Source organism: Rathayibacter sp. PhB1 (assembly GCF_004362935.1).
Lineage (GTDB): Bacteria > Actinomycetota > Actinomycetes > Actinomycetales > Microbacteriaceae > Rathayibacter > Rathayibacter festucae.
Window position 1 is genome coordinate 81,354 of sequence record NZ_SNYD01000005.1, and the last position, 12,098, is coordinate 93,451.

Genomic DNA, 12,098 nt, shown 5'->3' on the forward strand with positions numbered 1-12,098 from the left:
GGCTCAGCCATCGACGAGCCCCAGCGGATCGCCGGCGCACTCCTCGTACTCGCCCTTGCGATCGGCCGGGATCGAGGCGGGCAGCGAGGACACCGCGTTCTCACGGGTCCAGTCCTCAGCGGTGTAGCCGGCGTCGACGAGGCCCTTCCGATGCAGGCAGTCGACCATGATCGACGCCTCGTCCACGTTCTCCGGATTCCGGGTGATCCACGTGTACAGGGCGCCGATGGTCCGCTCGCCCGACTCGACTCCGCAGTCGTCGGTGACCTGCCGAGACGTGTCGGGATCGACGGGCGAGAGTGGCGTGGCGGAGTAGGAGCCGTCGCGTCCGAAACCGGAGAAGTCGAACCCCGCGGCCTCGAGGCAGCCCGAGAAGCGGTCGGTCATCTCCGAGTACTCCTGGTCGGTGATCTCGCCGTCAGCGAGAACGCCACGCTCGAAGTCCGACGCGGCGTCGTCGAAGTGCGAGCGGAACTCCGCCGCCCAGGGGCCGGAGAACGCCGGTCCGTCGACCGGCCTCGCCTCCTCGACTCGCATGTCCGCGCACCCGGCGAGGAGCCCCGACACAGCGAGAACGAGCGCAGCAGCAGCTCGCGCGCGGGCGCCCGTCGAGATGCTCCTGACCATCCGGGGATGGTAGCTCCGCGGCGACCGGCGGGGCGCGATGGCGCGGAGCGTCGCATCGCACCCGAGATGCTCGGTGATGCGGCCCGCCGCTCCGACGCCACGACGGCCAGGTCGAACACCCAGTCGACGGAGGGCGCGAGAAGCCTCGGCGGACCGCGATCCGGCCGCCCGACTACGGCCACGTCTTCGAACGCGGCCCACCTCCCCAACGTCGAGCGGCCCGCGGAGTTCCTCGCCGCGCTGCGCCCGTGGCTGGCGACCCGCGGCCTCAGACGCTGAGCGGCATATGGCGCATCGAGCGCCGTCAGTGCCCGTGGTCGCCCGACGGGCCCGGCCTTCCCCGAAGAAAGAGGTCGAACCACTCGATCATCGCGTCACGTGTCGCGTTCCATGTCGCCTCATGAAAGGTCGTTGAACTGCGATCGTAGAAGTCGTCGGTGATTCCATTGCCATAGACGAGAAAATCGTGGGGTGTGGGGATGTCGCGCATCGGCACATGAGCACGTTCATAACTGGTCCGGTAGACGTCGCCGTCTTGGGCGAAGACCGCTCGCACACTCGTGTTCTTGAGGGATTCGAAGTCGAAGACGCCCTCGGGAAGAGGACAAGAAACAATGAAAGCGACTCCCACGTCACCGCTGGACAGCGACCATCCCATGTCGCCCGAGTGGCCGAACGCGAGCACTGCCTGGGGAACAGGGTCGCCTCGAGTGTCGGCCGCGGCAGCGGCGAGAATCTCGCGCGTCTTGAGGGGGCCGAGATCTTCGGCTCCTTCGACGACGAGCGAGGCGAACCCCGCTTCAGCGAGCAGTGATCTCGATTCAACGACGTAATCGTCTGCAGGGCTTCCACCGATCACGAGGACGAGACCTTCGACCGGCACGTGCTCCGGCGCCGTCTGAAGCGAAGCAGAGACCCTTCCTTGGTCGAAGAGAACCGTGACCGGCTCGGGTGGTGCCTGCGGCGCTTGTCCGCCTGCCGAGCAGGCAGCCGTTCCGACCATGAGCACAACCGAGACGCCTGCTCCGACCAAGCGATTCAGTGGTCTCGACGGCATCGGTCACAGACGGGAATCGCGAGGACCGGACAGTGCCGGACCAGCAGCTTCGATCGACCGCGAGACTCTGTCGAGACAGACGTTCTCGTCGAGCCAGAGCTGCCACTGCCCCTTGTGCGGGTACTGATTGAAGAGGTTGCACCCCCCGAGCCGATACCGACCGGTCGCCATCTTCGCGTCCCGCGCAGCAATGCACTCCGGTTTCGTCGCATAGAAGCCGTGGTAGAACACGGCAGCCAGCTCGATTCTCGGTGCAGAAGAAGGCGGCAGCACGTTTCCGGCGGCGGACACCAGTACCACCTCCTTCTCGTCACTCGGCGCGGATGCGGACGGGGTGATGCTGGCGCCGAGTACAAGGCACCCAGCTGCAGCCACGACAAGACAAGCGCGCGCCGCTCTTCTCGCCAAGGGAGGCAGTTTTCTCATGAAGATTCCTTCTTTCTTCTTCGCTGTTCGATGTCGAATGAGGATGCTGAAGATCAGAGGTCTGGCGAGGAGGGAACGATCCAGGCGGCGAGGTCTACAGCGCCGGCGCCTGTGTCCCCGAGAGCGCGGGCCAGCGCGGGAGAGACGAAGCGGACCAGTGCGCTGGAGCGGAGGCGGCCGCGTGGATCGATGAAGCGTCCGATGTGGAGGGTCTCCCAGCCGACGCCGTCGCTCTCGAAGATGCGGTCGATGGCGTCGAGCGTCCGGAGTCCCCAGGGGGAATGAACCACCAGGAAGGAGTCGCCCAGGACACGGCGGAGACCGCGGCGGACCGGCTCCGGATCGGTGGCACTCGCGACTCCGAACCACCCGCGTTCGTCGCAGTGGGCGACGTAGGACACGAGCCCGGACTCGCGGAGACCGTCGACGACAGCCATCACGTCCACCGCGAGGACTTCCGCTCTCGTCCTCCGGCCGCCGGCGACGAGAGGAGGCTCGGCACGGTCGCCGAGAGCGTCCGGGAATCGCACCGGCTCTCGGAACGGGACGATGCGGGCCTCGGTGATTCCTTCATCCCGCCAGACGCCCTCGACCGTGACGACGTCGACGCCGGCGGGAGCGGACTCGAGAGTCAGCGGAACGCTCGGCGCCGCCTGCTCGACGACGATGTCGTAGAGGCCGGCGCCCACTGCGGCAAGGCGGAGTCCCCCGGCCACTCGCTTCAGCCGACCGGTGGCGACGACGCCATCGCCGGCTGAGACGACGAGCGAGAAGATCGGTCGGAGATCGCCGTCCTGGGCGCTCATAGCCCAGCCAGCCCCATCGATTTCGCCGTCCGCGTCGCACCCATACATGGATGATATGAACGCGCGGTCGCGATGTCGACCGTGGCGCGTCACGACCGGCGCTCCTGCTGCTCGAGGAATGCGCAGCGCGTGTCGCGCCGGCGTTCTGCAGGAGAGCCGATCTCGATACGCCCGCTGCGCGGGCTACTCGATCAGCATGGACAGGCCCAGCGCGGCCGAGACGCGTGAACATTCCGGCAACCCTGCTGGTCGCGGAGCGCGCAGGAAACGGGCGCGACAGCGCGCGATTCGATCGCGGAACGCGTGAAGAACGGGCGCGACAGCGCGCGATTCGATCGCGGAACGCGTGAAGAACGGGCGCGACAGCGCGCCATCATGCTGGTCGAGTAGCGCGCAGCGCGTATCGAGACCCCGCGCTCTGCAGAACGGTGGATCTCGATACGCCCGCTGCGCGGGCTACTCGATCAGCATGATCGGCCCATCGCGGGCGCGAGCGCGCCGCTCTTACGCGACGTCGGCCAGGTCGAACGCCCAGTCGGCGTAGAGGACCGGGGGGTCGCCGGCCTCCACGACGTCGACGCGGTCGAAGCCGGCCTCGACGCAGATCGCGCTGTCCTCGGCGTCGTCCGTGGGGACGTACGCGTGCACGAAGCGCGGCAGCGGGAACGCCGCCGCCTCCTCGAGGAGCAGGCGCACCGAGCGCGCCACGACGCCGCGATCGCGGGCTGCGGGAGCGATGCTCCAGCCCGTCTCGTAGGCGAGGGTGCCACGCGAGTGGCCGTACCAATAGCCGATGGAGCCGACGCAGTGCCCGTCGAGCTCGATCGCGTAGAAGAACCCGCTCCCCTCGGCCCAACCGCGCAGGTAGCGGTCGTGCCGGTCGAGGAACTCGTCTTCCGTCTCGAGACGCTCTCCGGACTCCGCGAGATCGCTGCGGAGTGCGGTGACGTCCGCCTGCGGCCAGGGCAGGAGGCGGAGGGTCTCGGAGTGCTGATCGATGCTGACTGTTCTGTGGTCGCTTCCGGGTTCGGGTCCCGTCACGCGATCCGATCCTTCCTCTTGAAGGTGGACCGACGCCCTGCCGCTCCGCCAGGTGTTCGGAGTCGCAGGTCGATCGGATGGCCGCCGGGTGTGGGCAGCCGAGATGTCCGCCCTATCTTCGACCCCTTGGAGGAGCCTTGGCGGGAACCTTGCGAATCTAGCCCCGGACGGGGGGTGCTACCTGCGAAAAGGCTGGTCGCGGGCTGATATCGCGCGCCGATTCCCCCGTCGATCCGCGCAGAGAGGGCCGTTTCGGCGGAGTCGTGCGCCGTGATCGCCGACCTCGCGGATTCGCTCCGGGCTCACGCAAGAAAAGCGCGCGCCGCGGCCCATACGCTCGGGGATGGGCCGGATCCGGCCCGAACCACCCGGTTATACGAGCGTGAGGAGGATCACCATGTCGCAATTCGTGCAGAGCACCGTCGTCGGAGAACCCGAGGTCGTCGAGGACCGCGTCGAGACCTCCCGCGCCTGGCTCCGCCTCAAAACCGCAGCCACCGCACTGCAGCCGCTGCAGGCGCAGGACGGCTCGCTGGCCGACCCGGACCACCTCGAGGACGCCCGCGCCGAGATCGAGCGCCTCATCGACGCTGTCCGCACCCTCGCGCCCGCCTTCCCGCACGACGCCGCCTACCTCGAGGCGCTCGTCGTCGACTTCGAGCGCTGGAGCGCCGAGGGCCTCGGCGTCCCGGACTTCCTCGACTCGCTGCAGGCGTTCCAGCCGCAGCTCGACCGCGTCGACGGGCTGCGCCACCTGGTCGTCTTCCCGATGCTCACGCAGAACGGCAGCCGCGACCGCCACGTCGAGGCCGTGCTCGTCGAGGTCGTCTGGCCGCGCTTCGTCGCCGAGCTCGAGGCGGGCGACTACTCGAACGCGCTGTTCGTGCCGGTCCGCTTCGTCGACTTCACCGCCGGCTACGACACCGACAGCGCCGTGCTCTTCCCCGAGACGGTCGCGATGCGCGCCGTCCCCGCCTTCACCTGGGGCGCGATCTTCGCCGACCGCGAGGCCGCCCGCTTCCGCCGTGTCGTCTCCGCCGCCGCGGAGATCACGCGGCTCGAGCTGCCGGAGGACGCCCGCCGGATGCTCGAGGACCAGCACACCGCGGAGGAGGCCTTCGTGATGTGGGACCTCATCCACGACCGCACCCACATGCGCGGCGACCTGCCGTTCGACCCGTTCATGATCAAGCAGCGGATGCCGTTCTTCCTCTACTCCCTCGAGGAGCTGCGCTGCGATCTGACCGCGTTCCGCGAGTCCGTCGCGATCGAGCGGCGCCTGGCCGGCCAGGACCACCGCGACGGAGAGGAGGAGACGCTCGCGGCGCGGGCGCGCACGGTCCAGTACGCCATCCTCTTCGACCGGCTCTTCCGCTTCCCGCTGACCGGCTCTCGGGTGCGCAACTACGACGGGCTCGGCGGCCAGCTGCTCTTCGCCTGGCTGCACCAGCACGGCGTCCTGCACTGGACCGACACCCGGCTCGCCTTCGAGTGGGACAGCGTCGCGGACGTCGTCGTCGCCCTCTCGGACGCCATCGACGAGCTCTACTGGCGCTCGATCGACCGGCCGAAGACCGCGCACTGGCTCGCCGCCTACGCGCTGGTCGCGGCGACGGTGACGCCGCACCCCGCCTCCGCCTGGGCGCGCGGGCTGCCGGACGAGGTGCTCCTCGGCGCTCCGCGCGGGCTGACCGACGCGGTGCTGGACGACGAGTTCCCGCTGTCGATGTTCTACGAGGCCCTCGGCAAGAAGATGGCTGATGTGATCGCGTCGACCGCGGGCATCACCGGGCGCGACTGACCTCGCGGGCGGGCCGCGCAGTGGGCGCGACCCGTGCTGATCGAGCAGCCCGCGCAGCGGCCCCACCCATGCTGATCGAGCAGCCCGCGCAGCGGCCCCGCCCATGCTGATCGAGCAGACCACGCAGCGGCCCCACCCATGCTGATCGAGTAGCCCGCGCAGCGGGCGTATCGAGATCCACCGTCCCCAGCACGCCGGGTCTCGATACGCCGCCTCCGGCGGCTACTCGACCAGCATGGGAGGCGCCTCCGGCGGCTGCTCGACCTGCAGGGAAGGCGCGTGCAGCGGCTACTCGACCAGCATGGGGACGTGCACGACCGGAACGGGAGGAGCGTCATGCGGCGACTCGCGCGGCGGCCTGCCCGACCGTCGTCGGTTAGCGTGGGGCGCATGCCTCCTGGCGCCGTCGCTGCCGACCCCTTCGATGCGGGCTGGACTCGGCGAGCGCCGAGCCGGGCCGCCTACGTCCGCGACGCCGTCGCCGCCGGCGTCCTGCTGGTGGCGACCCTCGTCTCCGTCGCCCTCTACGCCTCGGCGGGCTTCACCGACGCCGCGCATCCCGCGGTCAGCACGCTCTGGGCGCTCGCGATGACCCTCCCGCTCGCCCTCCGCCGGCGCTTCCCGTCGACCGTGGCGGTCGCGCTCACCGCGGTCTACGCGCTCGGGCTGATCCTCCAGGTGCCGGAGTCGCTGTTCAACCAGATCTGCCTCTACCTCGCCCTCTACACGGTCGGCGCCTGGAGCCGCGACCGGCGCCTCGCGCTCGTCGTGCGCACGGTCATCGCCGTCGGCATGCTCGGCTGGCTCATCGTCACCCTCGCCACCGGCGCCCCGGTGAGCAGTCCGCTCCCGGCGGAGGAGTCGGCCGGGCTGCTCCCGCCCTACGTCGCGGAGTCGGCGCTGGCCGTCGTCGCGAACCTCCTCTACTTCGGCAGCGCCTACGTGTTCGGCGACGCGTCCTGGCAGTCGGCGCGGCGGCTGGAGGCGCTCGAGGCGCGCACCGCCGAGCTCGACGACGAGCGGGAGCGCTCCTCGCGCCAGGCCGTGTCGTCCGAGCGGCTGCGCATCGCCCGCGAGCTGCACGACGTCGTCGCCCACCACGTCAGCGTGATGGGCGTGCAGGCGGGGGCTGCTCGGCGGGTGCTCGCGCGGGATCCGGAGCGGGCGGCCACGGCGCTCAGCGCCATCGAGAGCGACGCGCGATCCGCGATCGAGGAGCTGCACCGCATCCTGATCGCCCTCCGCGCCGAGGACACCGCCCTCGACCCGCTGACCGACGCCGCCTCGACCCGCGGGGTGGCGCAGCTCGAGGAGCTCGTGCTCGCCGCGGCCGGATCCGGTCTGCCCGCCGTGTTCCTCACCGTCGGCGAACCCCGGGACATCCCGGCGACGGTCGGTCTCAGCCTCTACCGGATCGCGCAGGAGTCGCTCACCAACGTGCGCAAGCACGCCGGCCGTGGGGCCACCGCCGAGGTGCGGCTGCGCTACCTCGACGACGCCGTCGAGCTCGAGGTCGCCGACGACGGCGGCGAGGGCGCGCATCCCATCGCAGCGACGTCCTGCGGGCTCGGGCACACCGGCATGAGCGAGCGCGCCGCGGCCGTCGGCGGCACGGTCGAGACCGGCCCGAGCGGCTCCGGCTACCTGGTGCGTGCCCGCGTCCCTCTGACGAGCGTCCGCGCGGGGTCCGGGGAGCCGGTAGCGTCGTCCGAGGTGTCGTGGGGGCGCCGGGAGCGAGCGAGCGGGGGGCGCGCATGACGGCCGATGTCCGGGTGCTGCTGGTCGACGACCAGGAGCTCGTCCGCGCCGGCTTCCGCACCATCCTCGAGTCCGAGCCCGGGATCGTCGTCGTCGGCGAGGCCCGCACCGGGATCGAGGCGATCGAGCGGGCCTCCGAGCTGTGCCCGGACGTCATCTGCATGGACGTGCAGATGCCCGGGATGGACGGCCTGGCCGCGACCCGCGAGATCGTCAAGGATCCGCGGCTGTGCTCCAGCGTCCTCATCCTGACCACCTTCGACCGCGACGACTACCTCTTCGAGGCGCTGTCCTCCGGAGCGAGCGGCTTCCTGCTGAAGAACGCATCGCCGGAGGAGCTGGTCGAGGCCGTGCAGGTCGTGGCCCGCGGCGACGCGATGCTCGCCCCCGACGTGACTCGCCGAGTGCTCGAGCGCTTCGCGACGGCGCCGGCCCGGACCGCCGAGGTGCACCCCGGCATCGAGGAGCTCACCGACCGCGAGCGCGAGGTGCTGGTGCACCTGGCCCGCGGCTCGTCCAACGCCGAGATCGCCGCCGAGCTCTACGTCGGCGAGGCCACCGTGAAGACCCACGTGTCGAAGATCCTGATGAAGCTGCGCGTCCGCGACCGCATCCAGGCCGTCGTCTTCGCCTACGAGCACGGGATCGCGGTGCCGGGGCGGTCCTGACCGTTCCGGTCCGCGCGCCGGCCCGATCGCGTCCGTCACCGGGCGCTCGTGCCCGTTCGGGCGTCAGCGCCGCGGCTGGGCCGGGGCCGGACGTGGCGGGATTCGACGGACGAACTCCATGCGGATGTCGGGGACGATCTTCCGGTCGAGCACGACGGTCATGTAGCGGCCGTCGACCCGGGCGCCGATGGCGACCACGTCGGGGTCGGTGTCGACGCGGTAGCCGCGCAGGGCCTCGCCGTCGACGACGACCGGGACGCCGCGCACGACGTCCTCGTCGCGGAGGGCCGCGGCGACCACCGGCATGCCGCCGCGACGGGTGCGGACGCGGCCCGGGAAGGTGTTCCGCAGCACGTCGCCCATGTGCGCGGCGAGGCGCGACTCGAGCGGGCGGCTGCGCTCGGCGGGGATCGGCACGGAGGTGCGCACCGCCTCCCACAGCACGGGGTAGCGCATCCGCGTGACCTGATCGACCATCCACGGCGGGAGGTGGTCGTTCTCGGCACGCTCGATCGCGCGCTTCTGCTCCGGGGTGAGCGGGACGTGGTTGACCGGGTCGGCCCGGTTGCGCGGATTCTTGAAGAACGAGTAGGAGAGGGAGATCTCGACGAAGCGTCCGAGCGCCATGGTCTGCGCCGCCGCGAACTCCTCGAGGCGGGGCTGCGGGGCGAACGCGAGGACGGGATCGCCGAAGCGAGCCGCGATCTCGTCCACCCCGGGAGGGGCGGGCATGTCGCGGACCGCCCCCGAAGTGTCCATGCGCATAGGACAAGAGTGGCCTGCCTCCCACGCGATACCAACTTCTTGACGGCAATCGGCTTTCAGGGGATGGTCCGTTCACATGCCGGAAACACAGGGAGCGACGGCGCCCGCCACCAGGATCGATCCGCGGCGGGCTGCGAGGATGGGGGGATGAGCGCTCTGCACGATCCCGACCTCCGCGGCTTCGCCTCCGACAACTACTCCGGCGTGCACGAGGAGGTGCTCGCCGCGATCGCGGCGGCGAACGGCGCCCACCAGGTCGCCTACGGCGAGGACGTGTACACCGAGGAGCTGCAGCGGACCTTCCGCCGCGAGTTCGGCGAGCAGGCCGAGGCGTTCCCCGTCTTCAACGGAACCGGGGCGAACGTGACCGGTCTGCAGTCGATGCTGCCCCGCTGGGGAGCGGTCGTCTCGGCCGGCACCGCGCACATCAACTCGGACGAGGGCGGGGCCCCCGAGAAGGTCGGCGGGATCAAGATCCTCACCGTCGAGAGCCCCGACGGCAAGCTCACGCCCGCGCTCGTGGACGAGCAGGCCTGGGGCTTCGGCGACGAGCACCGCGCCCAGCCGCTGGTCGTCTCGATCACGCAGTCGACCGAGCTCGGCACCGTCTACACGCCGGAGGAGGTCCGCGCGCTGGCCGACCAGGCCCACGAACGGGGGATGCGGCTCCACATGGACGGAGCGCGGATCGCGAACGCCGGAGCGGCCCTCGGGCTGCCCCTGCGCGCCTTCACCAGCGACGCCGGAGTCGACGTGCTGTCCTTCGGCGGCACCAAGAACGGCATGCTGCTCGGCGAGGCGATCGTCGTGCTCGACCCCGAGGCGTCCAGCGGGCTGACGTTCCTCCGCAAGACCAACATGCAGCTGTCCTCGAAGATGCGCTTCCTCTCGGCGCAGCTGCTCGCGATGCTCGGCGAGGACGGCGAGGCGGAGCCGCTCTGGCTGCGCTCGGCCCGGCACGCGAACGCGATGGCGGCGCGGCTGCGCTCGCAGCTGGACGAGGCCGTGGCCGCGGGGCGGATCGCCGGGCTCGCCTTCACCCAGCCGACGCAGGCGAACGCGGTGTTCGCGACCCTGCCGGCCGGGGTCGCAGACCGGCTGCGCGCCGCCTACCGCTTCTACGACTGGAACCCGGCGACGGGCGAGGTGCGCTGGGTCTGCTCGTTCGACACGAGCGAGGACGACATCGACGCGTTCACGGCGGCGATCGAGCGCGAGCTGGCCGCGTGAGGGCGCGCGCCGTCGGGGCGGGGGCGGCGCTGCTCGTCGCGGCCGGCCTGCTCGCGGGCTGCACGGCGGCCGAGCCGGAGGCGGGCGGGACGGCGTCCGCGACTCCCTCCGCCTCCACGTCCGCGTCGCCGACGCCGAGTCGCTCCTCCGCCGCCCGGCTCGACTGCGACGCCCTGCTGCCGGTCGCCCGCGCGTCGAGCGCCCTCGGGATCGCGGCCGGCTCGCTCGAGGGCACTCGGGACGAGACGGTGCGCTCCTCGGCCGAGCTGATCCGCGAGTCGGCGCAGGAGAACGGTGGGCTGCTGACCTGCGCCTGGTACGAGGAGGACGGCACGGCGTCGATCACCGCCTCGGCCGCCGAGGACGCCGCGGACGCGTTCGCTGCGGCCGGCCTCTCCGGCGGAACGCGACTCGCGACCGACGTCGAGGCCTACAGCGCCTGCTCCGTCGAGATCTGCTCCGTCGATCTGCTCACCGGCTCGACCTGGGTCACGCTCGCGCTGACCGGCTCGCCGGCCGACGCCGACCTCGCGGCCCTCGCCACGGCGACCGCCGCGGCGGCCGGCGGCCGGCTCGACGAGCCGGTGACCGCCACCGCTCCGGTCTGCGCCGAGGTGCTGACCGGCGAGCAGCTGGCCGCGACGGCCGGGCTCGTGGACGCGACCCCGGGGAGCGGGACCGAGGGCGTCGCGCCGTCGACCGCCTCCGCCGCGGCCGCCGCTCGCGCGGGCTACGCCTCGTGCACCTGGACCGATGCGACCAGCAGCAGCTACGCGGGTCTGAGTGTCGACGTGCTGCCGAACGGCGAGGACGGCTGGCGCAACCTGTCCCTGACGACCGGGCTCGCCGTCACGCTGACTCCGCTCGACGGCCTCGGCGACCGGGCGCTCTCGGGCTGCGGCGGCGGCTCGTGCGAGGTCGACGTGCTGGCCGACGACACGTGGTGGCGCGTGCTCGTGACGGGCGACGCGGCCCGAGCCGAGTCGGTGGCGCGCGCGGTCATCGCCGGCTGATCCCCCGCCGCGAGATGCCACTTGTGCACGCGTTCCACGGCGTGTCGCGTGCACAAGTGGCATCTCGCGGGAGGGAGGGGGACGGTCAGCGGCACCAGTACTCGTAGTGCGTGGACTCGCGGCAGCCGAGGGACGCGTAGAGGCGGCGGGCGGCGGCGTTGTCGGCGAGGACCTGGATCCAGAGGCGGTCGACGCCTCGGGCGGAGGCCTGCTCGAGAAGGGCGCGGAGGAGCGTGGCGGCGTGGCCGCGGCGGCGCGCGGCGGGGCGAGTGGCCAGCGCGAAGAGGCCGCACCAGCGCTCGCCGTCCTCGGCGGTCGCCCAGGAGAGCCGGCCGCAGGCGGCGGGGCCGCTCCCGTCCCGCAGCAGGGCGTAGGCCGAGTCGCAGCCCGCGAGGATCCGCTCGGCGATCCCGCGCTCGGCGTCGCCGCCACGGCCGTCGACCGCCCACCAGAGCGACAGCCACTCCTCGCCGGGCGCCTCCGTCGTCTCGACCGGCTCCGCGGCCTCCGGGGCGGCGGGACCGAGCGCGGCGAGCGCCTCCGTCACGGAGCCGGTGAGGACGAGGGTGCGCTCGTGCCCGGCGTAGCCGCGGCGGGCGAGCCGCTCGGGCAGGTCGGCGGGGAGCGTCGCGGGGCCGAGCTGGAAGAGCGGCGCGATCCCCTGCTCGCGCGCGAACTCCTCGGCTGCGGTGATCGCCTGGTCCACGTCGTCGACGGGACCGGAGGTGAGCACGGAGTTGGCGCGCTTCGTGACGCCCCCGGCGGCGCGCAGCTGCCAGCCTCCGAGCGCCACGCGCTCGAGGGGCGGCCAGGCGTCGGCGGCGAGTCGGTCGAGGAGGCGCGGTTCCATCCGTCCACGCTAGCGGCGGCCCGGAGCCGGGCCCGTCGAGACGCGAGCCGGCTCGG

General features: G+C 71.8%; 12 protein-coding genes. 5 read left to right on the forward strand and 7 right to left on the reverse strand.

What is annotated here, in order from left to right:
* Positions 1-3 precede the first annotated feature (3 nt).
* The 5 genes from EDF17_RS13500 to EDF17_RS13520 all read right to left on the reverse strand — a co-directional run bounded on the left by EDF17_RS13500 (position 4) and on the right by EDF17_RS13520 (position 3,957).
* Positions 4-537, reverse strand: coding sequence for a hypothetical protein (locus EDF17_RS13500; RefSeq protein ID WP_133672061.1), 534 nt, complete (start codon positions 535-537; stop codon positions 4-6).
* Positions 538-931: 394 nt separating this feature from the next.
* Entirely contained in the window at positions 932-1,630 is a 699-nt protein-coding gene (locus tag EDF17_RS13505) for a hypothetical protein (protein WP_133672063.1), read from the reverse strand.
* Between the two features lie 57 nt (positions 1,631-1,687).
* Positions 1,688-1,975, reverse strand: a complete 288-nt coding sequence (locus EDF17_RS13510) for a hypothetical protein (protein WP_133672065.1) — start codon at positions 1,973-1,975, stop codon at positions 1,688-1,690.
* A 188-nt stretch (positions 1,976-2,163) separates the two neighbouring features.
* Positions 2,164-3,009, reverse strand: coding sequence for a hypothetical protein (locus EDF17_RS13515; RefSeq protein ID WP_133672067.1), 846 nt, complete (start codon positions 3,007-3,009; stop codon positions 2,164-2,166).
* Positions 3,010-3,420: 411 nt separating this feature from the next.
* Positions 3,421-3,957: a GNAT family N-acetyltransferase gene (locus EDF17_RS13520; RefSeq protein WP_166649686.1), complete on the reverse strand. Its 537-nt coding sequence runs from the start codon at positions 3,955-3,957 to the stop codon at positions 3,421-3,423.
* Positions 3,958-4,354: 397 nt separating this feature from the next.
* On the opposite strand from EDF17_RS13520, the gene EDF17_RS13525 reads away from it, so the two are divergent.
* From EDF17_RS13525 to EDF17_RS13535, 3 genes are all read left to right on the forward strand, one after another.
* On the forward strand, positions 4,355-5,758 hold the full coding sequence (locus EDF17_RS13525) for a DUF6421 family protein (RefSeq protein WP_123447148.1): 1,404 nt from the start codon (positions 4,355-4,357) through the stop codon (positions 5,756-5,758).
* A 390-nt stretch (positions 5,759-6,148) separates the two neighbouring features.
* Entirely contained in the window at positions 6,149-7,516 is a 1,368-nt protein-coding gene (locus tag EDF17_RS13530) for a histidine kinase (RefSeq protein WP_123447149.1), read from the forward strand.
* On the forward strand, positions 7,513-8,184 hold the full coding sequence (locus EDF17_RS13535; protein ID WP_123447526.1) for a response regulator transcription factor: 672 nt from the start codon (positions 7,513-7,515) through the stop codon (positions 8,182-8,184). Before EDF17_RS13530 ends, EDF17_RS13535 begins: the two co-directional genes overlap by 4 nt.
* A gap of 63 nt (positions 8,185-8,247) precedes the next feature.
* On the opposite strand, the gene EDF17_RS13540 is transcribed toward EDF17_RS13535, so the two are convergent.
* Entirely contained in the window at positions 8,248-8,943 is a 696-nt protein-coding gene (locus EDF17_RS13540; RefSeq protein ID WP_127887847.1) for a hypothetical protein, read from the reverse strand.
* 153 nt (positions 8,944-9,096) lie between these two features.
* Here EDF17_RS13540 and EDF17_RS13545 point away from each other — a divergent pair, with 153 nt between their 5' ends.
* The gene (locus EDF17_RS13545; RefSeq protein ID WP_123447151.1) at positions 9,097-10,179 is read left to right on the forward strand and encodes a beta-eliminating lyase-related protein; all 1,083 of its coding nucleotides are present in this window, start codon (positions 9,097-9,099) and stop codon (positions 10,177-10,179) included.
* Positions 10,176-11,192 carry a hypothetical protein gene (locus tag EDF17_RS19915; RefSeq protein ID WP_166649687.1) on the forward strand — a complete coding sequence of 339 codons (1,017 nt, stop codon included), beginning with the start codon at positions 10,176-10,178 and terminating at the stop codon, positions 11,190-11,192. The genes EDF17_RS13545 and EDF17_RS19915 overlap by 4 nt, the downstream gene beginning before the upstream one ends.
* An 85-nt stretch (positions 11,193-11,277) precedes the next feature.
* Here the strand turns inward: EDF17_RS19915 and EDF17_RS13555 are convergent, their stop codons facing one another.
* The gene (locus tag EDF17_RS13555) at positions 11,278-12,042 is read right to left on the reverse strand and encodes a GNAT family N-acetyltransferase (RefSeq protein WP_123447152.1); all 765 of its coding nucleotides are present in this window, start codon (positions 12,040-12,042) and stop codon (positions 11,278-11,280) included.
* Positions 12,043-12,098 lie beyond the last annotated feature (56 nt).

What these genes read in the sequence shown, in the direction of transcription:
- EDF17_RS13500 (WP_133672061.1), bottom strand. Translation starts at nt 537, where the DNA reads ATGCGAGTCGAGGAGGCGAGGCCGGTCGACGGACCGGCGTTCTCCGGC.
- EDF17_RS13505 (WP_133672063.1), bottom strand. Translation starts at nt 1,630, where the DNA reads ATGGTCGGAACGGCTGCCTGCTCGGCAGGCGGACAAGCGCCGCAGGCA.
- EDF17_RS13525 (WP_123447148.1), top strand. Translation starts at nt 4,355, where the DNA reads ATGTCGCAATTCGTGCAGAGCACCGTCGTCGGAGAACCCGAGGTCGTC.
- EDF17_RS13530 (WP_123447149.1), top strand. Translation starts at nt 6,149, where the DNA reads ATGCCTCCTGGCGCCGTCGCTGCCGACCCCTTCGATGCGGGCTGGACT.
- EDF17_RS13535 (WP_123447526.1), top strand. Translation starts at nt 7,513, where the DNA reads ATGACGGCCGATGTCCGGGTGCTGCTGGTCGACGACCAGGAGCTCGTC.
- EDF17_RS13540 (WP_127887847.1), bottom strand. Translation starts at nt 8,943, where the DNA reads ATGGACACTTCGGGGGCGGTCCGCGACATGCCCGCCCCTCCCGGGGTG.
- EDF17_RS13545 (WP_123447151.1), top strand. Translation starts at nt 9,097, where the DNA reads ATGAGCGCTCTGCACGATCCCGACCTCCGCGGCTTCGCCTCCGACAAC.
- EDF17_RS13555 (WP_123447152.1), bottom strand. Translation starts at nt 12,042, where the DNA reads ATGGAACCGCGCCTCCTCGACCGACTCGCCGCCGACGCCTGGCCGCCC.